General features: G+C 73.2%; 23 protein-coding genes. 11 read left to right on the forward strand and 12 right to left on the reverse strand.

What is annotated here, in order from left to right; all coding sequences use genetic code 11:
- Positions 1-12: 12 nt before the first annotated feature.
- Positions 13-471, reverse strand: coding sequence for a hypothetical protein (locus AMK27_RS33810; RefSeq protein WP_073917064.1), 459 nt, complete (start codon positions 469-471; stop codon positions 13-15).
- Positions 472-560: 89 nt separating this feature from the next.
- Complete coding sequence (locus tag AMK27_RS33815) at positions 561-1,772, reverse strand: pyridoxal phosphate-dependent aminotransferase (RefSeq protein WP_073917067.1); 1,212 nt, start codon at positions 1,770-1,772, stop codon at positions 561-563.
- A 91-nt stretch (positions 1,773-1,863) separates the two neighbouring features.
- Here AMK27_RS33815 and AMK27_RS33820 point away from each other — a divergent pair, with 91 nt between their 5' ends.
- The gene (locus AMK27_RS33820; RefSeq protein ID WP_073917070.1) at positions 1,864-2,505 is read left to right on the forward strand and encodes a winged helix-turn-helix transcriptional regulator; all 642 of its coding nucleotides are present in this window, start codon (positions 1,864-1,866) and stop codon (positions 2,503-2,505) included.
- Between the two features lie 57 nt (positions 2,506-2,562).
- Here AMK27_RS33820 and AMK27_RS33825 read toward each other — a convergent pair whose 3' ends face one another.
- The 3 genes from AMK27_RS33825 to AMK27_RS33835 form a co-directional block, all read right to left on the reverse strand.
- On the reverse strand, positions 2,563-2,919 hold the full coding sequence (locus AMK27_RS33825) for a MerR family transcriptional regulator (RefSeq protein WP_073917381.1): 357 nt from the start codon (positions 2,917-2,919) through the stop codon (positions 2,563-2,565).
- Positions 2,920-2,945: 26 nt separating this feature from the next.
- Positions 2,946-3,698 carry an SDR family NAD(P)-dependent oxidoreductase gene (locus AMK27_RS33830; protein ID WP_073917073.1) on the reverse strand — a complete coding sequence of 251 codons (753 nt, stop codon included), beginning with the start codon at positions 3,696-3,698 and terminating at the stop codon, positions 2,946-2,948.
- A gap of 61 nt (positions 3,699-3,759) precedes the next feature.
- Complete coding sequence (locus AMK27_RS33835; RefSeq protein ID WP_073917076.1) at positions 3,760-4,176, reverse strand: VOC family protein; 417 nt, start codon at positions 4,174-4,176, stop codon at positions 3,760-3,762.
- 119 nt (positions 4,177-4,295) lie between these two features.
- Between AMK27_RS33835 and AMK27_RS33840 the strand changes: the two genes are divergently transcribed.
- Positions 4,296-4,967, forward strand: a complete 672-nt coding sequence (locus tag AMK27_RS33840; protein ID WP_073917079.1) for a uridine kinase — start codon at positions 4,296-4,298, stop codon at positions 4,965-4,967.
- 158 nt (positions 4,968-5,125) lie between these two features.
- Here the strand turns inward: AMK27_RS33840 and AMK27_RS33845 are convergent, their stop codons facing one another.
- Both AMK27_RS33845 and AMK27_RS33850 read right to left on the reverse strand, forming a co-directional pair.
- Positions 5,126-6,040 carry a carbohydrate kinase family protein gene (locus AMK27_RS33845; protein WP_073917082.1) on the reverse strand — a complete coding sequence of 305 codons (915 nt, stop codon included), beginning with the start codon at positions 6,038-6,040 and terminating at the stop codon, positions 5,126-5,128.
- The gene (locus tag AMK27_RS33850; RefSeq protein WP_241847684.1) at positions 6,037-7,089 is read right to left on the reverse strand and encodes a pseudouridine-5'-phosphate glycosidase; all 1,053 of its coding nucleotides are present in this window, start codon (positions 7,087-7,089) and stop codon (positions 6,037-6,039) included. The genes AMK27_RS33845 and AMK27_RS33850 overlap by 4 nt, the downstream gene beginning before the upstream one ends.
- A gap of 273 nt (positions 7,090-7,362) precedes the next feature.
- Between AMK27_RS33850 and AMK27_RS33855 the strand changes: the two genes are divergently transcribed.
- From AMK27_RS33855 to AMK27_RS33870, 4 genes are all read left to right on the forward strand, one after another.
- Complete coding sequence (locus AMK27_RS33855; RefSeq protein WP_073917086.1) at positions 7,363-7,719, forward strand: cupin domain-containing protein; 357 nt, start codon at positions 7,363-7,365, stop codon at positions 7,717-7,719.
- A gap of 404 nt (positions 7,720-8,123) precedes the next feature.
- Positions 8,124-9,464 carry a discoidin domain-containing protein gene (locus AMK27_RS33860; RefSeq protein ID WP_073917089.1) on the forward strand — a complete coding sequence of 447 codons (1,341 nt, stop codon included), beginning with the start codon at positions 8,124-8,126 and terminating at the stop codon, positions 9,462-9,464.
- Positions 9,464-10,792 (forward strand): MFS transporter, encoded by a 1,329-nt coding sequence (locus AMK27_RS33865; RefSeq protein WP_073917092.1) that lies wholly within the window; start codon positions 9,464-9,466, stop codon positions 10,790-10,792. The genes AMK27_RS33860 and AMK27_RS33865 overlap by 1 nt, the downstream gene beginning before the upstream one ends.
- A gap of 3 nt (positions 10,793-10,795) precedes the next feature.
- The gene (locus AMK27_RS33870; protein ID WP_073917095.1) at positions 10,796-11,791 is read left to right on the forward strand and encodes a TolB family protein; all 996 of its coding nucleotides are present in this window, start codon (positions 10,796-10,798) and stop codon (positions 11,789-11,791) included.
- A gap of 67 nt (positions 11,792-11,858) precedes the next feature.
- Here the strand turns inward: AMK27_RS33870 and AMK27_RS33875 are convergent, their stop codons facing one another.
- Positions 11,859-13,157, reverse strand: coding sequence for an MFS transporter (locus AMK27_RS33875; protein WP_382507226.1), 1,299 nt, complete (start codon positions 13,155-13,157; stop codon positions 11,859-11,861).
- 177 nt (positions 13,158-13,334) lie between these two features.
- The gene (locus AMK27_RS33880; protein WP_073917384.1) at positions 13,335-13,901 is read right to left on the reverse strand and encodes a methylated-DNA--[protein]-cysteine S-methyltransferase; all 567 of its coding nucleotides are present in this window, start codon (positions 13,899-13,901) and stop codon (positions 13,335-13,337) included.
- Positions 13,902-14,111: 210 nt separating this feature from the next.
- Here AMK27_RS33880 and AMK27_RS33885 point away from each other — a divergent pair, with 210 nt between their 5' ends.
- From AMK27_RS33885 to AMK27_RS33905, 5 genes are all read left to right on the forward strand, one after another.
- The gene (locus AMK27_RS33885) at positions 14,112-15,011 is read left to right on the forward strand and encodes an MHYT domain-containing protein (RefSeq protein WP_073917098.1); all 900 of its coding nucleotides are present in this window, start codon (positions 14,112-14,114) and stop codon (positions 15,009-15,011) included.
- A 62-nt stretch (positions 15,012-15,073) separates the two neighbouring features.
- Complete coding sequence (uvrB, locus tag AMK27_RS33890) at positions 15,074-17,203, forward strand: excinuclease ABC subunit UvrB (protein WP_073917101.1); 2,130 nt, start codon at positions 15,074-15,076, stop codon at positions 17,201-17,203.
- Between the two features lie 177 nt (positions 17,204-17,380).
- On the forward strand, positions 17,381-17,959 hold the full coding sequence (locus tag AMK27_RS33895) for a TerD family protein (RefSeq protein ID WP_073917104.1): 579 nt from the start codon (positions 17,381-17,383) through the stop codon (positions 17,957-17,959).
- 188 nt (positions 17,960-18,147) lie between these two features.
- Positions 18,148-20,082, forward strand: coding sequence for a TerD family protein (locus tag AMK27_RS33900; RefSeq protein WP_073917107.1), 1,935 nt, complete (start codon positions 18,148-18,150; stop codon positions 20,080-20,082).
- A 258-nt stretch (positions 20,083-20,340) separates the two neighbouring features.
- Positions 20,341-21,357 carry a TerC family protein gene (locus AMK27_RS33905; RefSeq protein ID WP_073917110.1) on the forward strand — a complete coding sequence of 339 codons (1,017 nt, stop codon included), beginning with the start codon at positions 20,341-20,343 and terminating at the stop codon, positions 21,355-21,357.
- 126 nt (positions 21,358-21,483) lie between these two features.
- Here AMK27_RS33905 and AMK27_RS33910 read toward each other — a convergent pair whose 3' ends face one another.
- The 3 genes from AMK27_RS33910 to AMK27_RS33920 form a co-directional block, all read right to left on the reverse strand.
- A complete protein-coding gene (locus AMK27_RS33910; protein ID WP_073917113.1) occupies positions 21,484-22,791 on the reverse strand; it encodes an MFS transporter in 1,308 nt (435 codons plus the stop codon).
- A gap of 188 nt (positions 22,792-22,979) precedes the next feature.
- Complete coding sequence (locus AMK27_RS33915; RefSeq protein WP_073917116.1) at positions 22,980-23,636, reverse strand: MBL fold metallo-hydrolase; 657 nt, start codon at positions 23,634-23,636, stop codon at positions 22,980-22,982.
- A gap of 83 nt (positions 23,637-23,719) precedes the next feature.
- Entirely contained in the window at positions 23,720-24,421 is a 702-nt protein-coding gene (locus tag AMK27_RS33920) for a maleylpyruvate isomerase family mycothiol-dependent enzyme (RefSeq protein ID WP_073917118.1), read from the reverse strand.
- Between the last annotated feature and the right edge of the window lie 109 nt (positions 24,422-24,530).

Here is a 24,530-nt window from a genome sequence, read left to right on the forward strand (position 1 = left end):
TCCGGGCCCCGTTCAGCGCACGCCGGGCGCGGCCGCGGCGATGAACTCGGCGAGTGCTTCCTTCGCCTCGGCCGAGAGCCGGGCGCGCTCCGACTCGCCCCGTGCCTCGTGCATGCAGTGCGTCTCCTCGAAGGCGGCCTCGGCCAGCCGGCGGACGTGGGGGTCGTCGCACACCAACTGCACCCGGAACAGGGCCTGCCGGGCGGCGGTCCGCTGCCGGTAGGAGGCGTGCCGGGACTCCTCCGCCTCCTCCGAGCCCGGATCCTCGGCCGCCCGGAACCAGCGGTCGTTCTGGCTGTGCCGGTAGTCGACGACCGCGCCCGCGTAGGCGCTGTAGGTCGCGATCCGCTCCTGGCGGAGCTGTTCGGTCCGGGCCAGCGAGGCGGTGCGCTCGGTGGCCCGCCCCTGGAACCAGTGGGTGGCGATGACGCCCAACAGGGTTCCCGCCACCGCTATCAGCGCCACATCCATGACCGGGCGCCCCCTCCCGTCCTGTCGTCCTGTCATCGGCCCGAAGGATCTTCGGGCCTTCAGATCATGACAGTCGAGGGGGTGTCACGTCACTGCCGGTAGCCGCTCAGAAACCGGCCGATGCGGCTGATCGCGGCGTCGAGGTCGTCGGCGTGGGGCAGCGTCAGGATGCGGAAGTGGTCCGGGCGCGGCCAGTTGAAGCCGGTGCCCTGGACGACCTGGATCTTCTCCCGCAGCAGCAGGTCGAGGACGAACTTCTCGTCGTCGTGGATCTGGTGCACGGCGGGGTCGAGGCGCGGGAAGGCGTACAGCGCTCCCTTGGGCTTCACGCAGGAGACGCCGGGGATCTCGTTGAGCTTCTCCCAGGCCCGGTCGCGCTGTTCGCGCAGCCTGCCGCCCGGAGCGGTCAGCTCGTGGATGGACTGCCGGCCGCCGAGCGCGGCCTGGATGGCGTACTGCGCGGGGGCGTTGGGGCAGAGCCGCATGGAGGCCAGCATGGTGAGGCCCTCCAGATAGTTCCTGGCGTGCTCCTTCGGGCCGGTGACGACCAGCCAGCCGGAGCGGAAGCCCGCCACCCGGTACGTCTTGGAGAGGCCGCCGAAGGTGAGGACGACCAGGTCGGGGGCGAGGGAGGCGGCCGGGTGGTGGACGGCGTCGTCGTAGACGATCTGGTCGTAGATCTCGTCGGCGAGAACCATCAGGCCGTGGCGCCTGGCGAGCGCGAAGATGCCCTCCAGGATCTCCTTCGGGTAGACGGCGCCCGTGGGGTTGTTGGGGTTGATGACGACGATGGCCCTGGTGCGGTCGGTGATCTTCGACGCCATGTCGTCGAGGTCCGGGTACCAGTCGGCGGACTCGTCGCACAGGTAGTGCACGGGCCTGCCGCCCGCGAGCGTGGTCACCGCCGTCCACAGCGGGTAGTCCGGGGCCGGTACGAGGACCTCGTCGCCGTCTTCGAGGAGGGCCTGGACGGCCATCGAGATCAGCTCGGACACGCCGTTGCCGAGGTAGACGTCGTCGACGTCCACGTCCGGCAGGCCCATGGACTGGTAGCGCTGGGCGACGGCGCGGCGGGCGGAGAGGATGCCGCGCGAGTCGGTGTAGCCGTGGGCCTTGGGGAGCATCCGGATCATGTCCTGGACGATCTCCTCGGGCGCCTCGAAGCCGAAGAGCGCCGGGTTGCCGGTGTTGAGGCGCAGGACGCTGTGGCCCGCCTCCTCCAGCGCGTTGGCGTGCTCGATGACCGGGCCCCGGATCTCGTAGCAGACCTCGCTCAGCTTGCTCGACTGCCGGAACTCCATGTCCGACCTCCCCAAGTCCCCGGAATCAGTGTTGCTTGGTTTTACCAAGTTCGAGCTTGGAAAGTCCAACAACATGTCTAGACTGCGTCGCATGCCACGTCAGCCACGCCGCCGCAGCTACGACCAGCACTGCGCCGCCGCGCGCGCCCTCGACCTCGTCGGCGACCGCTGGACCCTGCTCGTCGTCCGCGAACTCCTCGCCGGGCCGCGCCGCTACACCGACCTCCACGCCGACCTCCCGGGCGTCAGCACCGACATGCTCGCCGGCCGCCTCAAGGACATGGAGGGCGCCGAGCTGGTCACCCGCCGCCGACTCCCGCCGCCCGCCTCGGCGTTCGTGTACGAGCTCACCCCGCGCGGCCGCGACCTGCTGCCCGTGCTGCGCACCCTCGCCGCCTGGGGGGCGCCCGACCTGGGCGAACCGCGGCCCACCGACGCCGTCCGCGCCCACTGGTACGCGATCCCGCTCCTCGGGACACTCGCCGAGCTGGGCCCCGGCGTCGTCCAGGTCACCCTGGACGAGGGCGAGTTCTTCGTACGGGTCGAGGGCGACGGGGCGGTGTCGTACGGGGACGGGGCGTACGGCGGTGGTACGCCCGAGGCGCCCGACGCCCGGCTGCGGACCGACGTGGCGACGTGCCGGGCCCTCGCGGGCGGGGAGTCGACGCTCGCCGAGGCGATCGAGACGGGGCGCGCGGCGCTGGAGCGGCCCGTACGGGCGGCCCGGTCGTAGCCGGACCGGGGGATCGGTCGTCCCCGGGTGCCCGTCGGGTCCGTGGCGGGCGTCGCGTCAGCCCCGGTCCGACACCGCGTCCAGGCTTCGTGCCAGCCGGTTCCGGGCCTCGGTCTGCGCGGCGATCCGGGCGTCGAGCACGGCCAGTCGCTCGCGGGCGATCTCCAGGCCGCGGGCGGACGGCGGGACCGAGGGCATGTCGCCGTCCAGGCAGGAACGGAACGCGGACACGTCGTCCAGGGTGAGGCCGGCGTCCAGGAGGTGCCGGATGTTCGACACGCGCGTCACGGCGTCCTCGCCGTACACCCGGTATCCGTTGGCCGCGCGGGTCGACGCGATCAGGCCCGCCGCCTCGTAGTGGCGCAGCGCGCGCGGCGACACCCCCGTCCGCCGGGCCAGTTCACCGATGCGCAAGGACGCCACCTCCTCGACCACTCCTATCACGCGACCAGCGCACCCCCGTCGACGGGCAGGACGGTGCCGGTCAGGAAGGAGGCGTCCGGCGCCGCGAGCGAGGTGATCGCCCAGGCGACCTCCTCGGGGCGGCCGATCCGGCCCAGCGGAACGTGCGCGAGCTGCCAGGCCCGCAAGGCCTTCAACCGGTCGGGGGAGAGGCCCATGTGGTCCGCGATCGGGGTCTCGACCGGACCGGGGGCGACCGCCACCACCCGCACACCGTCGGGCGCGAGCTCCACCGCCCAGCAGCGGGTCAGCGTCTCCAGGGCGCTCTTGGTCGCCGGATAGACGGAGTTGGCCGGCCAGCCGCGCTGGCCGATCGTCGTCGTCACGTTCACCACGACGCCCCGCGACTCCCGGAGCGAGGGGAGGGCGGCCTGGGTCAGCAGGACCGGGGCGACGAGGTTGGTCTCGAGGAGCGGGGTGATCACGGAGCGGTCGAGGGTGCCGAGCGGGCCGCCGAGGGAGATCCCGGCGTTGTTGACGAGCACGTCGAGACGGTCGTGACCGGACACGGCGGCGCGGACGATCTCCTCGGCCGCGCCCTCCGCCGTGACGTCGGCGACGTACGGGTGGATGCCGGGGTGGCCCTCGGCGGTCTCCCGCAGCGGCTCGGACCTGCGGCCGACGGCGAGGACGCGCGCCCCCTGCTGTGCGAAGGCGCGGGCGGCGGCCCGGCCGATGCCGGTGCCCGCACCGGTGACGACGACGACCCTGCTGGCTGTGGTGGTGTCCATGAAGCCGATGGTGAAACAGTGACGCCAGTGACAAGGTCAAGCGCGGTGTGAGCGCGCGAGGTCAGTGTGCGGGGGAGAGGAACTCGAGCCGGTTCTCGTGGCAGTCGGTGATGTAGAAGCGCCGGTGTCCGGGGAAGTTTCCGTCCCACGTCACCTCGACGCCCCGGGCGGTCAGCCGCTCGGCCAGGCCGTCGATGTCGGCGACCAGGATGCCCGGGTGCCCCTTGCGGGACGGGCGGAAGTCCTCCTCGACCCCCAGATGGATCTCCAGCGCGTCCGAGCGGACCCACAGGCCGCCGCGGGCCGCGAGCACCGGAGGCTTCCGGATCTCGGTCATGCCCAGCACGTCCACATAGAATCGGCGGCACACCTCCTCGTCGCCCGGCGGCAGGGCGAGCTGTACATGGTGCAACCCGAGGCCGAAGGGCGATGCCGCCTCCGTGGTCTCGTAGGGCAGGGGCTGCTGACGCCGACTCATGGGGAACGGGTCCTCTCTTCCGGGCTTCCGGCCGCGCGGTCCTCGCCCGGCCCGGTCACCGTAATGCCGGGGGTGTCGGCCGGTGCACGTCAGGGGGATCTGCGGGCAGGATGAGCGGGATGCGATACGAGGCGATCACCTGGGAACGGCTGGCGGAGGCGCTGGCCCGACGGCTCGACGGCGCCGAGCCGTCTGACGGGAGCAGTTGGCTCAAGGTCGCCGTCGACGGGCCGCCCGCCGCGCCCGGCGGCGAGTTCGCCCACCAGCTCGCCGAGGCCCTGCGGACGCGTGGACGCTCCGTCCTCGTCGCGGGGACCGGCGGCTTCCTGCGGCCGGCGTCGTTGAGGTACGAGTACGGGAAGCAGGACCCCGATGCGTACTACGACGGGTGGACCGACAACGGGGCGCTGTGGCGCGAGGTCTTCGGGCCGCTGGAGTCCGGCGGCACCGGGCGGGTGCTGCCCGACCTCTGGGACCCGGTGAAGGACCGTGCGACCCGCAGCCCGTACGTGACGCTGCCGCCCGGCGGGGTGCTCGTCCTGCACGGGCCGTTCCTGCTCGGCCACTGGTTCCCCTTCGACCTGACCGTGCATCTGCGGCTCTCGGCCGCCGCCCTCGCCCGGCGCACCGAGGAGGCCTGGACGCTGCCGGCCTTCGCCCGGTACGAGACGGAGGTCGGTCCCGGCGACGCGGCGGACGTGGTCGTCCGCGCGGACGACCCGCGCCACCCGGCCTGGACGGGGTTCGGCGGCCAGGGCCCGTCCGGCGGGCGAGGGGCGGACGGAACGTAGGGGTGCCGTGCCCCCCTGGACCTGTCCAGGAGGTATCCAGCCCCCTAGGTCTGTCCGAGGGGTATCCAGCCCCCTCAGGCCTGTCCGAGGGGTAACCAGCCCCCTAGGGCCTGTCCGCGGGGCCCCGGCGCGGCTGTGGCTCCGTGGTCCTCCCCGGGTCAGCCGCCCGGTGGCCCCGTCGGCGGTCTGCCGCCGACCACCGTGACCGCCTCCGCGCCCGCGCGGCAGCCCGCGTCGGCCGCCTTCGCGGGGTCCGCGCCCGCGAGCCGGGCCGCCAGGAAGGCCCCGGTGAACGCGTCGCCCGCGCCCGTCGAGTCCACCGGCCCGACCGTGGGAGCCGTCACCCGCGCGGTCACCGATCCGTTCTCTGCGACCAGCGCGCCCGCCCGCCCGAGGGTGACCACGACCAGCGGGAACCGGCGGCTCAACTCGGCCGCCGCCCGCTCCGGTTCGTCGTGCCCGGTGAGCGACCGGGCCTCGTCGGCGTTGGGCAGCAGGACATCCGCGCCGTCGGCCGCCGCCAGGAACCGGTCCGCCCCGAGCTCCGCCAGGAACCCCGCCGACGCCGGATCCACGCTCACCGGCACCCCCGCCTCCCGCGCGTCCCGCAGCGCCAGCCGGGCCGTCCCGCGGCTCGGCGCGGCGAAGAACAGATAGCCGGAGAGATGCAGCCGGGCCACACCGTCGAGCAGGCCGGCCGACCAGTCGCCGGGGGAGAGCCGCAGGGCGGCGCCGCTGTCGGTGAGGAAGGTGCGCTCGGCCGAGGCGTCCACGAGCGCGATCACGCTGGCCGTCGCCGCCTCCGCGTCACGGACGAGCAGCGGACGCACGCCCGCGCGCCGCAGCGCCCGCTCGTGCCAGTCGGCCGCGTCCGTCCCCACCCGGCCGAGGACGCGCACGTCGGCGCACCCGGAACGCGCCGCCCAGCAGGCCGCGTTGGCCCCGGCGCCGCCCGGCAGGGTCCGTATCTCCGCGGCCGTGTCGGTCGCGGGCGCCAGCGGGGTCCGGTACCGGGCGACGACGTCCGTGACCACGTCCCCGACGACGAGCAGCGCACCCGCCGCCCGGCTCACCGGCCGCCCACGCCCGGCGCGGACCCGGACCCGGAGCCGCGCGAGGACCCGGCACCGGCACCGGACTCGGCGCCCGGTGCCGGTGCCGCGCCGCCCGTCCCCGCGCCGCCCGTCCCCGCGCCGCCCGGTTCCCCGTCGCCCGTCCCCGCGCCGTACGCCGTCGCGATGCTCGCCGCGAGCCGCACATTGCCCCGTACCGCCGCCAGGTTGGCCTCCAGGGACGCCCCTTCCGTGTGCACCGTCAGGTATTCGAGGAGGAACGGCGTCACCGCCTGCCCGGTGATCCCCTTCTCCTTCGCCGCCGCCAGTCCGCCCGCGAGCACCCGGTCGTGCAAGGCGGGATCCAACTGCTCCGCCACCGGCACCGGGTTGGCCACGATCAGCGCCGCCCGGGGCCCGCCGAGCCGGTCCTGGGCCCGTATCACCCCGGCCACCGCCTCCGGGCTCCGCAGGGTCCAGTCGACCGGCTCGCCCGACGAGGCGAGGTAGAAGCCGGGGAAGCGGTCCGTTCCGTACCCGACGACGGTCACGCCGAGTGTCTCCAGGCGCTGGAGCGTCGCGGGCACGTCGAGGATCGACTTGACCCCGGCGCACACCACGGTGGTGCCGACACGGGCGAGCAGCCGCAGGTCGGCGGACTCGTCCTGGGTGTCGGCCCACTCGCGGTGGACGCCGCCGAGGCCTCCGGTCGCGAACACCCGTATGCCGGCGGAGTCCGCGAGCCAGGCCGTCGCCGACACCGTCGTCGCCCCGGTCACCCCGGTCGCCAGGGCCGGGGCGAGGTCGCGGTGCCCCAGCTTCCGTACCGCCGGGTCCTCGGCGATCCGCGTCAGGGCCGCCCGGTCCAGGCCGATCCTGGCCGTGCCGTCGACCACGGCGATCGTGGCGGGGACGGCGCCGCCGGCCCGCACCAGTTCCTCCAGCTCCAGGGCCACCGCCAGGTTCCGCGGGCGCGGCAGGCCGTGGGCGATGATCGTCGATTCCAGCGCGACGACGGGACGTCCCTCGCGGAGCGCCTCGTGTACCTCTTCGGACACCTGTGTGGACATGTCCCATTCCTGGCGCGACCACGGGCCCGGCAAACCTCGGTGGCGAGCTCCGGCCACCCCGCGGGGCCGCCTTCGGATTCCGTCACCGGACGCCCGGCGGGGTCGTCCGGGGTGGCCGCGCCACCCGTCCGGCGCTGCGCCGAAGGGCTCGTGCGGATTTCGTCGCCGCGTCGGGTTCCGGGCATCGCGCCTGGTGGGAGGCGAAGCGGAGCGATTCCGTCCAGCCGGTCCCGGCCTCGGAGCGGGCCCGGGCCCCCGCTACAGTCACCGCCCATGACGACACATGACCAGCCCTCCTTCGCCGTGCACATCCCCGACGCGGAGCTCGAGGCGGAGCCCCTCGACCCCGCCCAGATCGTCTCCGGCACGCCCGAGGTGACGGGCAAGGTGCTGTGGGAGTCCGCGGACGGCAAGCAGCTGCGGGGCATCTGGCAGATCACGCCCGGCGTCGTCACCGACACCGAGGCCAACGAGCTCTTCGTGGTGGTCTCCGGCCGGGCGACCGTCGCCGTCGAGGGCGGGGACACCCTGGAGATCGGGCCCGGCGACGCCTGTGTGCTGCGCGAGGGGGACCGGACGACCTGGACGGTGCACGAGACCCTGCGCAAGGCGTACCACATCAGCCTCTGAAGCCCGGAGCCCGGAGCCCGGAGCCGGGAGCCCGGAGCCCGGAGCCCGGAGCCCGGAGCCCGGAAGTCTCTGACGCCCGGAAGCCCCTGGGCCTCTGAACGGGCCCCGCACAGCCCCGGGTTCGAGCCCGGATCGAGGTCTGGTAGGAAACCTTCCTATCCGCTAGCATCCCGGCAGCGGCTTGGCGCGGCGCCCCACCCCAAGGGGCGTGACGCGCTCAGCGAGAGCTCTGACCCGGCCGCCGAGCACCACCCCGCCGTGTGGCGCCCGAATCGCCACCCGGCCGGTCGCCCGTGTCCGTACCCCACGGCACGGGCGCCCCGGCCCGCCGTCGCGCGGCAGGTCCGTGGTGCGCCGCACCGGTGTCCAGCTCTCGCCGACCCCACAGGCCAGGGAGCCCAGGTATGCGCCTGAACGCCTCCGCCCCACCACGCCGCACCACCACCCCACTCCCCTTCGTCCTCGCCGCCGTGCTGCTGCTCGTCGGCGGGCTCCTGCTCGCCCTCCCGGACCGGGCCGGGGCCGCCGCCGACGTCCTGATCTCCCAGGGCCGGCCGGCCACCTCCTCCTCCGTCGAGGACGGCACCTTCGGCCCGGAGAAGGCCTTCGACGGCGTCTCCACCACCCGTTGGGCCAGCGCCGAAGGCGTCGACCCCCAGTGGATCCGGGTCGACCTCGGCCCCTCGGCCACCGTCTCCCGCGTCAAGCTCGTCTGGGAGGCCGCGTACGCCAAGGCCTACCGCGTCGAGATCTCCACCGACGGCACCACCTGGACCCGGCTCGCCAACGAGACCGCGGGGAACGGTGCCACGGACGACTGGACCGGACTCACGGGCCAAGGCCGCCACCTCCGCGTCTACGGGACCGCCCGCGGCACCTCGTACGGCTACTCGCTCTTCTCGGTGGAGGTCTACGGCACCACCGGCACCACGGAGCCGCCCACCGGCGCCTTCACGGTCGTCGCGGCCGGTGACATCGCCGCCCAGTGCACGGCCTCCAGCAGCTCCTGCGCCCACCCCAAGACCGCGGCCCTGGCCCAGCGGATCGCGCCGTCCTTCTACCTGACGATGGGCGACAACCAGTACGACGACGCCCTGCTCTCCGACTTCCGCGCCTACTACGACAAGTCCTGGGGCGCCTTCAAGGCGAAGACCCGTCCCGTCCCCGGCAACCATGAGACCTACGACCCGGCCGGCCCGCTCGCCGGCTACAAGTCCTACTTCGGCGCGATCGCCTACCCGCAGGGCAAGTCCTACTACAGCTACGACCAGGGCAACTGGCACTTCGTCGCGCTCGACTCCAACTCCTTCGACGACGCCGCCCAGATCCAGTGGCTCAAGGACGACCTCGCACGGAACACCAAGGGCTGCGTCGCCGCCTACTTCCACCACCCGCTGTACTCCTCCGGCGGCCACGGCAACGACCCCGTCTCCAAGCCCGTCTGGCAGATCCTCTACAACGCCAAGGCCGACCTGGTGCTCAACGGCCACGACCACCACTACGAGCGCTTCGCCCCGCAGGACCCCAACGGGCGGGCCACCGCCGACGGCATCGTCGAGATCGTCGGCGGCATGGGCGGAGCCGAGCCCTACGACATCGAGACCGTCCAGCCCAACAGCCAGAAGCGGATCAGCGGTCCGTACGGCGTCCTGAAGCTGGACCTCACCGACACCACCTACACCTGGCAGTACGTCGGCACCGACAACCAGGTGAAGGACTCCGGCCCGACCTACACCTGCCACTGATGTACCTCGCGACCACCGGTCGCCCCGACGCGCCGCCCGCCCCCTCGGGGGTCCGGCGGCGCGTCCCCGGCACCGTCCTCGCGCTCGGCGCGGTCAGCCTCGTCACCGACGTCTCCTCGGAGATGGTCACCGCCGTCCTGCCGCTCTACCTGGTCCTCGGACTCGGCCTCTCCCCGCTCCAGTTCGGGCTGCTCGACGGCCTCTCGACCGGCGCCACCGCGCTCGTACGCCTCCTCGGCGGCGCCACCGCCGACCGCGGCGGACGCCACAAGCAGGTCGGCGGGCTCGGCTACGCCCTGTCCGCCTGCTCCCGGCTCGGCCTGCTCCTCGCCGGCGGCGCGACCGGCTGGATCGCGACCGCGATCGCCGCCGACCGGCTCGGCAAGGGCGTCCGGACCGCCCCGCGCGACGCCCTCATCACCCTGCACAGCCCGCCCGAGGACCTGGGCCGCGCCTTCGGCACGCACAGGGCCATGGACACCACCGGCGCCCTCCTCGGTCCCCTGGCCGCCTTCGCGCTCCTGTGGGCGACGGCCGACGCGTACGACACCGTCTTCGCCGTCAGCTTCAGCGTCGGCGCGTTCGGCGTCCTGCTGTGGGTGCTGCTCGTCCCCGGCCGGAGGAGGGCCGACGAGAAGGCACCCGCCGTCCCGGCGGGGCCACGCGCGCGTGGCGGGTTCCGCGGCGGGCTGTCCGGTCGGTCGCCCGGCCGGTTGCTCGGCGGGCTGTTCGACGGACTGCTCGGCGGGCTGCGCTCGCCCGGGTACCGGCGGATCGTGGTCTGCGCCGGCATCCTCGGCGCCGCCACCATCGGCGACGCCTTCCTCTACCTGCTGCTCCAGCGGCGGCTCGCGTTCGACGCGACCTGGTTCCCCTTCCTGCCGCTCGGCGCGGCCGCCGTCTACCTGCTGCTCGCCGTCCCCGCCGGACGCCTCGCCGACCGGATCGGGCGGCGCGCACCGCTCCTGTACGGGCACGGGGCCCTGCTCCTCGCCTACGGCCTGCTCCTCGCCCCGCTGCCCGACACCGTGGCGCTCCTGGGCGTCCTCCTCCTGCTCGGGGTCTTCTACGCCGCCACCGACGGCGTCCTGATGGCCCTGGCGGGCCCCTTCCTGACCGAGGGCCGGCAGGCGAGCGGCCTCGCCGTGGTCCAGACGGCGCAGGCGCTGGCCCGGCTCGGTGCCGCCGTCGCGTTCGGCGCCGTCTGGACCATGAGCGGCCCGGAGACCGCGCTCGTCGCCGCGCTGCTCGCCCTCACGGCGGCGCTGTGCTGCGCCGCGCGGCTGCTGCCCACGACTCCTTCCGAGCCCTCCGAGAGGAGCGACTGACCCATGTCCGACCCGACCGGCGCCCGCCCTTCCACCCGTACGCGCGTGTGGATCCTCGTACTCGCCCTTCTGCTGCTCGGCGGCGGTGCCACCGCCTACACGCTGCGCGCGGCCTCGGGCCGCGAGGCCGCGGTCGCCGGGACCGCCGACCCCGGCTTCACCCTCGAACGCGGCACCGGCGCGCTCTACGCGCGGGACACCGCGAGCGGCCGCGTCGCGCGCGTGGACCCGTCCGCGCCCGGTGGCCGGGTGGTGGGCGGACCCTCCTGCGACCGCTTCCACGCGGCCGGGCCCACCGCCCTCTGCCTCCAGCGCAGGCCTGGCGTCCCGGCCCGCTCGTACGTCCTCGTGCTCGACCGGCGGCTGCGCGAGGTGCGCAGGATCGGTCTGCCGGGCATCCCCAGCCGGGCCCGGGTCTCGGCCTCGGGGAACATGCTCGCCTGGACCATGTTCGCGACCGGCGACTCGTACGCGCGCTCGTCCTTCTCCACCCGGACCTCGATCCTCGATCTGCGCACCGGCTACCTGGTGAAGAACATCGAGCAGATCCCGCTCACCCTCGGCGGCCGCCGGTACCACGCCCCCGACGTCAACTACTGGGGCGTCAGCTTCGCCGCCGACGACAACCGCTTCTACGCGACCGTCTCGACCGGCGGCCGCACCCATCTCGTGGAGGGCGACATGCGGAACTGGTCCGCCAAGGCCCTGCGGGAGAACGTCGAATGCCCCTCGCTCTCCCCGGACGGCACCCGGCTCGCCTTCAAGAAGCGGGTCTCCGACGGCCCGGGGGAGCCGTGGCGGCTCCACGTGTACGAGCTGGGCACCGGGCGCGAACACGCGGTCGCCGAGCGGCGCGGCATCGACGACCAGGCGCTCTGGACGGACCGGAGCACCCTGGCGTACGGCTACGGGGGAGCGGTCTGGTCGGTCCCGGCCGACGGTACGGGCACCCCGCGCCGGCTGGCGAGCGGGGCGTCCTCCCCGGCGGCGCCGCGCTGACCGGTGGCGGTGCCGCACCTGCTGACCTGCCGACCGACCGGGTGACCAGTCGACCGGCCGCACCGCCTCATGCCTTCCGGAGCGAGCCCCTGATCGCGAGCGCCGCCATGGGCAGCAGCAGGCAGGCGGCGATCGCGTTCAGCGGCCCGTAGCCCGCCTGCGCCACGATCAGGCCCGCCGCGAGGCCGCCGACGCCGGCGGCGGTGTTCATGATGAAGTCGGAGAGCCCCTGGACCGCCGCCCGGGCGGCCTGCGGCACCGAGTCCGTGAGCAGCGCGGAGCCGGACACCAGACCCGCCGACCAGCCCAGGCCGAGGAGGAACAGGCCGAGGGCGGTGCGGCCGTGGCTGGGCCCCGCCGTGCCCGCGACCAGCGCCGCCACGCCGATGAGACCGACCGCGAGTCCGATCACCGAGAGCCGCCCCAGCCGGTCGGAGAGCCAGCCCATCAGGGGCGAGAAGGCGTACATGCCGGCGATGTGCCCGCTGATGACGAGCCCGATCAGCTGGATGTCCGCCCCGTGGTGGGTGAGGGCCACCGGCGTCATCGACATGATCGACACCATCGCGGTGTGCGAGCCCGCGACGGTGACCACCGCGAGCCGGGCCTTCGGGGACTCCCGCACGGCCTTCATCCCGGCGCGCAGGGAACGTTCCTCCGGTGCCTCGCCCGCACCCGTCTCGTGGAGCGCGCGGGCGGTGAGGAGGGGATCGGGGCGCAGCAGTACGGCCACCACGGCGGCCGCGATCACGAAGACTCCGGCGGCCCAGACGAAGGGGCCGGCGGTGGCCGGTATCCCCAGGCCCGCCACGCTCTTCCCGGCCGGCGCGGCGATGTTCGGTCCGAGGACCGCCCCGATCGTCGTCGCCCACACCACGGTGGAGATGGCCCGCGCCCTGCGGTCCGGTTCGGCGAGGTCGGCGGCGGCGAAGCGGGCCGCCAGATTGGCCGAGGAGCCGGCGCCGAAGCCGACGAGGCCGAGGAGCAGCAGGGGGAAGCTGTCGGCGACCGCCCCGAGCACGGCGACCCCGGCGCCGACCGCGCCGATGAGGTACGCCAGGACGAGACCGGCCCGGCGGCCCCGCGAGGCCATCAGGGCGGCGAGCGGCATGGCGAGCAGCGCGGGACCCGCCACGGTCGCCGTGGAGGCGAGACCGGACAGCGCCTCGGAACCGCTGACGTCCCTGGCGAGCACGGCGGCGAGGGCGACGCCGGTGGCGATGCCGAGGCCCCCGAGGATCTGGGTGGCGAGGAGCACGGCCTGGACGCGCCGGCGCAGCGCGGGGAGCTCGGCGTCGGTGACGGGGGCGGGGCCGGGTATGTGTCCGGGCAGGGTGGCGTCAGGGGCGCCGGGGGTGTGGGTCACTTACGTGAGTGTGCCAGCCGTCCCACCTGATGGGAACGCCTCCCGTCGGGGCCGCCGAGCCCCCGGCCACGAGGCTGCCGAGCCACCGGCCCCGAAGCTGCCGAGCCACCGGCCCCGAGACCCGAGCCGCCCCCGGCCCCCGGTCGGAGCCCCGCCCCCGCCGTCCCGTCGACGCCCTCAGAACAGCGGCGTCGGCAGCACGCCCTCGAGTGCGAGCAGCTGCCGCTTGGTCTCCAGGCCGCCCCCGAAGCCGCCGAGCCCGCCGTCGCTCTCCACCACGCGGTGGCACGGCACCACGACCGGCAGCGGATTGGAGCCCATCGCCGCGCCGACCGCCTGGGCCGCCCCCGGCTGCCCCACGCGTCGGGCCAGGTCCCCGTACCCCACGACCGTGCCGTACGGCACACCGCTGGCCAGCTCGCGCAGCACCTGCCGGTTGAACCCGGCGGTCAGACTCCAGTCCAGGGGCAGGTCGACATCGCCCGGCTCGCCCGCGAAGTACCCGTCGAGCCGGCGTATCGCCCCGGCGAGCAGCCCCGAGGCGCGCTCCACCGGCTCCGCGCCGAGCTGCGCCGCCAGCCGGTCGAGCATCCGGTCCCGCCGTGCCGCGTCGGCGTGGAACTCGACCCGCACGAGCCCGTGCTCGGTCGCGGCGAGGAAGAGCGGCCCGATGGGGCACTCCATGACCGTCCACTCCACCGGTACGGCCCGCCCGCCGCCCTCCGGCCCCGCTTCGCTGTCCATGCCGCCCACGGTACGACCCGCCACCGACAACGGGGCCCGGAAGGCGAACACAAGATCACGAACCGGTCTCGCTCAGGTCTCACGAGTGGAAATTCCCCGGTCACGTGGTCGCGTGGCCCCCGGCGCGCCATAATCTCGCCCCGGTAGTACTACCCAGCGGTACCGACTGTTTTCGGACGACGTGGCACCAGGGGTGGAGGACACACGCTCATGCAGGGCACGGTCGACGGATTCAGCTACGGGATCGTCACTCCGGTGGCGGCGTTTCTCATGGCGTGCCTTGGCGGCGCCCTCGGCCTTCGCTGCACCACCAGATCGCTCCGCCACCGCGACAGCTTCAAGGCGGGCTGGCTCGCCCTCGGTGCCACGTCGATCGGCACCGGCATCTGGACCATGCACTTCATCGGCATGATGGGCTTCTCGGTCCGGCAGGCGCCCATCGAGTACGACCTGCCCATCACCTTCGCCAGCCTGGGCGTGGCCGTCCTGATGGTCGGCATCGGGATCTTCATCGTCGGCTACCGGGGGGCGACCGCCCTCACCCTGGTCACCGGCGGCACCATCACCGGCCTGGGCGTGGCCACCATGCACTATCTGGGCATGGCCGGGATGCGCCTCCAGGGGCGCGTCGAGTACGACACGCTCACCGTCGCGACGTCCGTGGTCATCGCCGTCGTGGCGGCCACGACGGCGCTCTGGGCAGCCGTTTCCGTACATGGATTTCTGGCCAGTCTCGGTGCGAGCCTGGTGATGGGCGTTGCCGTCAGTGGTATGCACTACACCGCCATGTCGGCGGTCAGCGTCCACCTGCACGGGGCGGACCCCGTCAAGGGCGCCGGGGACACCGCCACCTCGCTGCTGCCGATGCTGATCGGTCCCGCGGTCTTCCTCATCCTCGCCGCGGTCGTCGTCATGTTCGACCCGCTGCTCGTGATGGGCGACCCGGACTGGCGGGGCCCCGCCGCAGCCCGCCCCCCGCACCGCCCCGGCGTGCCCGCCCCGCGCCACGTACCGTCCTACGGCGAGCCCGCCAACTGGACGGCCCGGCCCGCCGGGCGCGGGGCCCGCAGGAGCGTCCCGCGGGGCGGACACCGCTCCCAGGACTGGTGACAGGGGGCCGCTGCCGAGCCGATCACCCCCCGACTGTCGGTGCCGGGTCGTACGGTGGTTGCATGCGGCCCGTTTCCAAGATCGAACGTTCGGTGGCGCCCTTCGAGGTCGTCAGTGAGTACCAGCCCAACGGCGACCAGCCCGCGGCCATCGCCGACCTGGAGCGGCGTATCCGCGCGGGCGAGAAGGACGTCGTGCTCCTCGGTGCCACCGGCACCGGCAAGTCCGCCACCACCGCGTGGATGATCGAGAAGCTCCAGCGCCCCACCCTGGTGATGGCGCCGAACAAGACCCTGGCCGCCCAGCTGGCGAACGAGTTCCGCGAGCTCCTGCCGAACAACGCGGTCGAGTACTTCGTCTCGTACTACGACTACTACCAGCCCGAGGCGTACGTGCCGCAGTCGGACACGTACATCGAGAAGGACTCCTCCATCAACGAGGAGGTGGAGCGGCTCCGCCACTCCGCGACGAACTCCCTGCTCACCCGCAGGGACGTCATCGTGGTCGCCTCCGTCTCCTGCATCTACGGCCTCGGCACGCCCCAGGAGTACGTGGACCGGATGGTCCCGCTCAAGGTCGGCGAGGAGCTCGACCGCGACCAGCTGCTCCGCCGCTTCGTCGACATCCAGTACACGCGCAACGACCTGGCGTTCACCCGCGGCACCTTCCGCGTCCGCGGCGACACCATCGAGATCTTCCCGGTCTACGAGGAGCTCGCCGTCCGCATCGAGATGTTCGGCGACGAGATCGAGGCCCTCTCCACCCTCCACCCGCTCACCGGCGAGGTGATCAGCGAGGACCGCGAGCTGTACGTGTTCCCCGCCAGCCACTACGTCGCAGGCCCCGAGCGCATGGAGCGGGCGGTCAACGACATCGAGCGCGAGCTGGAGGTCCGCCTGGCCGAGCTCGACAAGCAGGGCAAGCACCTGGAGTCCCAGCGCCTGCGCATGCGGACCACGTACGACCTGGAGATGATGCGCCAGATCGGCTCGTGCTCCGGCATCGAGAACTACTCGATGCACTTCGACGGCCGCGACCCCGGCTCCGCGCCCAACACCCTCATCGACTACTTCCCCGAGGACTTCCTCCTCGTCATCGACGAGTCGCACGTCACCGTGCCGCAGATCGGCGCCATGTACGAGGGCGACGCCTCCCGCAAGCGGACCCTCGTCGACCACGGCTTCCGCCTCCCGTCCGCCCTCGACAACCGCCCGCTGAAGTGGGAGGAGTTCCAGGAGCGCATCGGCCAGACCGTCTACCTCTCCGCGACCCCCGGAGCGTACGAACTCTCCCGCGGCGACGGCTTCGTCGAGCAGATCATCCGCCCCACCGGGCTCATCGACCCCGAGGTCGTCGTCAAGCCGACCGAGGGCCAGATCGACGACCTGGTCCACGAGATCCGGCTGCGCACCGAGCGCGACGAGCGCGTCCTCGTCACCACCCTCACCAAGAAGATGGCCGAGGACCTCACCGACTACTTCCTGGAGCTCGGCATCCAGGTGCGCTACCTGCACAGCGACGTCGACACCCTGCGCCGGATCGAGCTGCTGCGCGAGCTGCGCGCCGGTGAGTACGACGTCCTGGTCGGCATCAACCTGCTCCGCGAGGGTCTCGACCTCCCCGAGGTGTCCCTCGTCGCCATCCTCGACGCCGACAAGCAGGGCTTCCTGCGCTCCGGGACCTCCCTCATCCAGACCATCGGCCGCGCCGCGCGCAACGTCTCGGGTCAGGTCCACATGTACGCGGACCGGATCACCCCGGCGATGGAGCAGGCCATCGACGAGACCAACCGGCGCCGCGAGAAGCAGATCGCGTACAACACGGAGAACGGCATCGACCCGCAGCCGCTCCGCAAGAAGATCAACGACATCGTCGCGACCATCGCGCGCGAGGAGATCGACACCGAGGAGCTCCTCGGCAGCGGCTACCGCCAGGCCAAGGAGGGCAAGGGCGCCAAGGCCCCCGTGCCCGCGCTCGCCGCGCACGGCGCCAAGGGCAGGGGCAAGGCCGGCTCGACGGTCGAGCTCGGGGACCGGCCCGCCGCCGAACTGGCCTCGATCATCGAGGAGATGACCGACCGGATGCGCGCCGCCGCCGCCGAGCTGCAGTTCGAGGTGGCCGCCCGGCTCCGTGACGAAGTGGGAGAGCTGAAGAAGGAGTTGCGCCAGATGAAGGAGGCGGGACTCGCCTGACCCGACGCCGTCCGGCAGGGGGATCGGGGCGGGGCCCGGCGCGCGGTCCGGTGTGTTGCAAGACCGACACAAAACCGGACCGCCCCTCCGCGCTGTCAGTGGTGCTGCGTAATGTGCTCGGCAACCGCACGCACCGGAACAGCGGTCGCGGGGAACGCTAACGAGAGGGGCAAACGCGTGTCGGTCAACATGACCAAGGGTCAGGCCATCAGCCTGGAGAAGCAGGGTGGGGGCAGCCTCAGCCAGGTGCGGATGGGCCTCGGCTGGCAGGCCGCGCCGCGCCGCGGTCTCTTCGGCAAGCGCACCCAGGAGATCGACCTGGACGCCTCGGCCGTCCTCTTCGCGGACAAGCAGCCGGTCGACGTGGTCTTCTTCCGCCACCTCGTCAGCGACGACGGCTCGGTCAAGCACACCGGCGACAACCTGGTCGGCGGCGCGGGCCAGGGCGGGGACGACGAGGCGATCCTCGTCGACCTCCAGCGGGTCCCGGTCCACATCGACCAGATCGTCTTCACGGTGAACTCCTTCACCGGCCAGACGTTCCAGGAGGTGCAGAACGCGTTCTGCCGCATCGTCGACGAGACGAACGGCCAGGAGCTCGCGCGCTACACCCTCGACGGCGGCGGCAACTACACCGCGCAGATCATGGCGAAGGTGCACCGGGTCGGCTCCGGCTGGCAGATGACCGCCCTGGGCAACGCGGCCAACGGCCGCACCTTCCAGGACCTGATGCCCGCGATCCTGCCGCACCTGTAAGCAGGAGCGCACCGCACCCACCCACAGCTCCCGGCGGCAGCAGGCCACCGGGAGCTGTCCCGCATGAACCGCACCCGCTGGTCACGCCGCGTACGCCGAACAGCCGCGTACGCCGAGCGGTCGAGTACGTCGAACAGCCGCACACGCCGAACAGCCGAGAACGCCGAACAGCCGAGGGGACAGAGTCGATGACGGCCGAGCTGGTCCGGGGGCAGAACCACCCCCTGCCCGACACCCGACTGGAGATCCGGGTGTCGGCCGGTCACCCCGTCCTCGCCGGCGCCACCCTCGGCGACGAGCAGGGCAGGGTCCCCGGCGTGGAGTGGATCGCCCACCCTGGCGCGCCCTCCCTGCCCGGGATCGACGTCCCCGGGCAGGCAGCCGCCGACCACCGCCTCTCCGTGGACCTGGAGGCCGTCCCCGGCGCCGTCCACCGGGTCTCCGTGCTCCTCGCGCTGCCCGGGCCGCGGGCCGGCGGAGCCGCCCGGTTCGGGACGGTCGCCGCCCCGTTCGTGGCCGTCGCCGGCCCCGACGGCGCCGAGATCGCCACCTTCACGATCACCGGGCTCGACAGCGAGTCCGCCGTCGTCGCCCTGGAGCTGTACCGCCGCCAGGGCGCCTGGAAGGTCCGCGCCATGGGCCAGGGGTACGAGGGCGGGCTCGCCGCCCTCCTCGGCGACCAGGGCCTGGAGCGCCCCGCCGACCTTGCGGCGACGATCCTGGAGACCGTCGCGCCGGGCCCCGCCCCGGTCGCCGCTCCGGCGCGGCACGTCCCCGAGTCGGAGCACGTACGCCGCGCGGCGCCGGTGGCCGACCCGGCCCCGACCGGTCAGACGGCCCCGCCGCCGACCTCGCCGGCGGGCACCGGCACGGACCAGCCCACCCCGGTGCCGGGCGGCGGCCCGGTGAACTACTCCCACCCCCGCCGCCAGGCCGCCCCGGCGCCCGGCCCCGCACCCGTACCGGAGTCCGCGCCCCGGCAGGGGCCGCCCGTGCCGGTCGCCGGGGACGCTGCGGGCTGGTCCATGGACGAGCGGCTGTACAACCAGGTGTGGGGCATGTTCGAGGACCTGGCGCGGACCGCGGCCGCCTATCGCAGCGCCTGCGAGTTCGCCGAGAACCGGCTCGACCGGGAGCTCGACCAGACGCTCTCCGACTACCGCGCCCGCGCCGACGGCGCCAACGACGCCGCACGGGCCGCCGCCCGCGCCCGGCACGACGAGCTGGTGGCGCGGGCCCAGGAGGTCCTGGACCGGGACCTCGCCCAGCTCGTGGCCGAGTCCGGGGTCGTCGAGCCCGCCCTGCCCGTCGCCTTCGCCCGCTGGGATAACCCCGTCTGGCAGGCCTACCGCGTCCCGGCCGAGGAGCCGATGGCCGTCCGCCTCGGCGACCTCCACCTCCCCGAGCGAACGGATCTGCGCATCCCCATGCTCGTCCGGCTGCCGCTGGAGCGGGGGCTCTGGGTCGACAGCGGCCGGGGGCACTCCGAGGCCGCCGGCCTCCTCGACGAGGTCGAACTGCGGCGGCTCGCCCTGGACTGCGCGGTCGCGCACGCGGCGCGGCTGCTCGCGGCGCACCCGGCGGGCGCGTTCACCGTCCATGTCGTCGACCCGGCTGGTGCGGGCGCCGCCGCACTCGCTCCCCTCGTGGATTCGGGTGTCCTCGCGGCCCCGCCGGCCAGGGGCGCGGCAGGGGTCTCGGCGACGCTGGAGCAGCTGACCGAGCGGGTCGACCTGCTGCAGATGGCGGTGCGCGCGGGAGCCTCCGACGCCCTGCCGCCCGGCCTGGACGCGTCCCGGCAGCTGCTGCTCGTGCACGACTTCCCGCACGGCTTCGACGACCGGGCGGTCACCCGCCTCCGGTACCTCGCCGACGAGGGCCCGTCGGTCGGCGTCCATCTGCTGATGGTGGCGGACCGGGAGGACGCGTCCGCGTACGGGCCGCTGCTCGACCCGCTGTGGCGCTCGCTGCTCCGGCTGACCCCCGTCCCGGACGACCACCTCGCCGATCCGTGGGTCGGCCACGCCTGGTCGTACGAGCCCCCGATGCTCCCGCCGGGCAGCGCCGTACTCCTTCAGGTCCTCGGCCAGGTGGCGGCGGCGCGCCACGGGAGGCGGCCCTGAGAGTCCTGACGGACCGACAGCTCTGACCAGGCCTCTTGGGGGCCCTTTACCCTTCCCTTTACCTTCTCTTGGGTTTTCGGGTACTCTTCTTCGTGCGGAGGGGAGTACTCCCCATGCGCGGCGTACCCGTCAATACGGACGGATCATCCATGATCCGATCCCGGGGCGTCGGCCCGATGGCGACCGTCCGTCGCTCGGGTGGAAGAGACCTCCGGCAGCGACGACGCTGATCAGTAGCCGTACGACGCCGGAGGCGCAGTGGACGTTTCAACCACCCTGTGGGTAGTGACCATTCTCGGTCTCGCCGCCCTGATCGCTGCCGACTTCTTCATCGGGCGCAAGCCCCATGACGTGTCGGTCAAGGAAGCCGGAATCTGGACGATCGTCTGGGTCGTGCTGGCCGTACTCTTCGGCCTCGGCCTGCTGTTCTTCGGAAACAGCCAGGCGTCCGGAGAGTTCTTCGCCGGATACATCACCGAGAAGTCGCTCAGTGTCGACAACCTCTTCGTCTTCGTCCTGATCATGGCGAAGTTCGCGGTCCCCTCGCACCTCCAGCAGCGCGTGCTGCTCGTGGGTGTGGTGATCGCCCTGGTACTCCGCACGATCTTCATCGCCGCGGGCGCCGCGATCATCGCGAGCTTCTCCTGGGTCTTCTACATCTTCGGCGCGTTCCTGATCTACACCGCCTGGAAGCTCATCCAGGAGGCGCGCGCGGACGAGGACGAGGACGACTGGGAGGAGAACCGCCTCCTCAAGATGGCCGAGAAGAGGTTCGGCGTCGCCGACCGCTACCACGGCACCAAGCTCTTCATCCGGAACAACGGCAAGCGGATCATGACCCCGCTGATGGTCGTCATGCTGGCCATCGGCACCACCGACATCCTCTTCGCCCTCGACTCCATCCCGGCGATCTTCGGCCTCACCCAGGACCCGTACATCGTCTTCACGGCCAACGCCTTCGCCCTCATGGGTCTGCGACAGCTGTACTTCCTGATCGGCGGCCTGCTCAAGAAGCTGGTCCACCTCAGCTACGGCCTGTCGGTGATCCTCGGCTTCATCGGCGTCAAGCTCGTGCTGCACGCCCTGCACGAGTCCGGCGTGCACGTTCCGGAGATCACCATCCCGTTCTCGCTCGCCTTCATCGGCGGTGTCCTGCTCATCACCACGATCACCAGCCTCATCGCCTCGAAGCGGCAGTCGGAGCGCGAAGCGGCCGAGGGCGTGGCCGACGCCGACGGCATCGACGACGCCAAGAAGGACAGCATCGGCGCCTGACCCGCACGACAGGCGCAAGACGGACGGCGACGGCCGGCCGGGTACTCCCCGGCCGGCCGTCGCCGTTCCCCGTCCTCGGGCAGCCGCCTCCGCGTCCTCGCAGAGCTGTCCCCCCTGTCCTCGTCCTCAGGCCGAGGCCGGTTCGGGCTCCGCCCGCCGCTCGGCCCCGGCCCCGGCCCCGGCCCTGGACGGGAGCGTCTCCGGAAGGAGCGCGAAGCAGCCGAGGCTGACCAGGGCGACCACCGTCAGATAGGCCGCGACGCCCCAGGGCGGACCCGAGCCCCCGTCGGAGAGCGCGGTGGCGACGATCGGGGTGAGGGCGCCGCCCAGGACCCCCGCGAGGTTGTAGCCGAGGGCGGCCCCGGTGCAGCGGACGCGGGGCTCGTACAGCTCCGGGAGGTACGCGGCCACCACCGCGAACATCGTGATGAAGGCGAGCAGCGCGCCCAGGATGCCCAGGAACATCAGCAGCGGCCGCGCCGTGTGCAGCAGGGCCACCATCGGGACCATCCACAGCGCGGAGGCCGCGCACCCCGCCAGGCACAGCGGCCTGCGGCCCCAGCGGTCGGCGAGGACCGCCACGAACGGCGTGGCCGCGCCCTGCAGCGCGACCGCCGCCATGACACAGGTCAGCATCACCGTGCTGCTCACCCCGAGCCGCTCGGTGCCGTAGGCCAGGGCCCAGGTGGAGACCGCGTAGAAGGTGGCGTACCCGACCGCGAGCGCCCCTGCGGTCAGCAGCACGAGCCGCCAGTGGTCCCGGGCGACCTCGGCCAGCGGGGCGCCCGCGGTCCGCCCGGCCGCGGACAGCTTCTCGAACTGCGGGGTCTCCGCGAGCGAGGAGCGCAGCAGGAGCCCGACCGCCGCGAGCACGCCGGCGGCCCAGAACGGCACCCGCCAGCCCCAGGAGCGGAAGTCCGCGTCGCTCAGGCCGGCCGAGAGCGCCAGCATCACCCCGTTCGCCAGCAGGAAGCCGATCGACGGGCCGATCTGCGGGAAGCTCGACCAGAGCGCCCGCCGGTCCGCGGGGGCGTGCTCGGCGGTGAGCAGGACGGCCCCGCCCCACTCGCCGCCGAGGCCCAGGCCCTGGAGGAAGCGGAGTACGAGCAGCAGCACGGGTGCCGCGATGCCGATCGTCCCGTACGTGGGGACGCAGCCGACCGCGACCGTGGCACAGCCGGTCAGGAGCAGCGAGGCGAAGAGGACGGGGCGCCGTCCGTACCGGTCGCCGACGTGGCCGAAGAGGACCGAGCCGAGCGGACGGGACACGAAGCCGACGGCGAAGGTGCCGAAGGCGGCCAGGGTCCCGGCGAGCGGGGAGAAGGTCGGGAAGAAGAGCGGCCCCAGGACGAGGGCGGCGGCGGTCCCGTAGACGAAGAAGTCGAAGAACTCGATGGCGGTGCCGACGAGCGAGGCGCCGGCGAGCCTGCCCATCGAAGGCGCGGCGGGCGCGGCGGGCGGGGCCGCGGCAGCCGGGGGAGGAGGGGGAGGAGGTGGCGACGGAGCGTTACTGAGGCTCATGTCGCGCCAACTACCCCGCCGCCATCCGGGTTACGGGGGCGTGCGGGAGCACATGGCTGCTCAGCCGTGCGCTCTCCGCCTCCGCGGGGCTCCCCGCAGGGCTACCAGCCGCGCTCGCGCCACACGGCGAGCGAGGGCCGCTCGTCACCGAGCGTGGTGTCCTTGCCGTGGCCCGGGTAGATCCAGGACTCGTCGGGGAGGACCGCGAAGAGCTTGGTCTCCACGTCGTGGATCAGGCTCGCGAAGGCCTCCGGGTCCTTCCAGGTGTTGCCCACCCCGCCGGGGAAGAGGCAGTCGCCGGTGAAGACGTGCGGGTGGCCGTGCGGGTCGTCGTAGACGAGGGCGATCGAGCCCGGGGTGTGTCCGACCAGGCGGCGCGCGGTCAGCTCGACCCGCCCCACCCGGATCGTGTCGCCGTCCTCGACGGGCACGTCGGTCGCCACCGGGATGCCCTCCGCGTCGTACGCGCCCGCGTACGTCACGGCGCCGGTCGCGGCGACCACGTCGGCGAGCGCCTGCCAGTGGTCCCCGTGCCGGTGGGTGGTGACGACGGACGCGATGCCGTCGTCACCGATCAGCGTGAGGAGGGTGTCCGCGTCGTTGGCCGCGTCGATCAGCAGCTGCTCGCCGGTGGCCCGGCAGCGCAGCAGATACGCGTTGTTGTCCATCGGGCCGACCGCGACCTTCGAGATCATCAGGTCCGTCAGCTCGTGCACGTCCGCCGCGCCGCCGACCTTCACCACTCCGCTGTACGTCATGCGCTCAGACTATCGCCGGGCAGCGGCGGGCGGGGTGGCTCCCGCCGGGACCGCGGCGGCGGGCGGGACGGCTCCCGCCGGGACTACAGCGGCGGGAGCTCCGGAAGGCGGTCGCCCTCGAGGACGGTGAGACGGGCGCCCTTGACGTCGCGGCCGGAGAGCCAGCCGAGCAGCTCCGCGGCGGGCCCGCCCAGGACGACGGGGGCGCCGTCGGTGCCGCCGGTCGTCCAACCGGGGCCGCTCTCCTCGTACCCGACGCGGAGCGTCACCGGCGGGACCTCGGGGCGGCCGGACCAGCGGTCGGCGAGGAAGGCGATCTCCCGCAGGACGAACTCCTCGGGAAGGTCCTCGAGGTCGTAGCCGATCCCCAGGTCGACATGGTGCAGGTCCACCTCGACCCAGCGGCGGAAGGGGATGCGGGCGGCCGCGTCCGTGACGCCGTTGCGGAGTTCCACGGTCCGCGCCCAGTCGGCGGGCTCGGCGCCCACGGCCTGGAAGCGTTCGGCGCTCTCGCGCAGGTCGGCGACGTGGACGTCCAGCGGGCGCGGGGCGTCGCGCTCGATGTCGGCGTCGCGGGTCGCGGCGTCCTCGTACATGGGCCGGCCCCGGAGGACGTTCACCAGAGCGTCGGCGTTGCGGGCGAGGTGGGCCAGGACATGGCCACGGGTCCAGCCGGGAAGCCGTGACGGCTCGGCCAGTGCCGCGTTGTCCAGGGAAGAGGCTGCGGCGAGGAGTCGCTCGGTCGCTTCACGTACAGAGGCCAGGTCACGCACATGGTCGATCATGGCGCCGACCCTAGCGCCGCCACTCGATCGGGTGAAGCGGTGCGATCGAGGCCGGAAATCGAATGTACGTGCTATAGGCTCGACGGAAGCATCCGGCATCCTTGGTTGT

It is taken from the genome of Streptomyces sp. CB02009, from assembly GCF_001905825.1.
Lineage (GTDB): Bacteria > Actinomycetota > Actinomycetes > Streptomycetales > Streptomycetaceae > Streptomyces.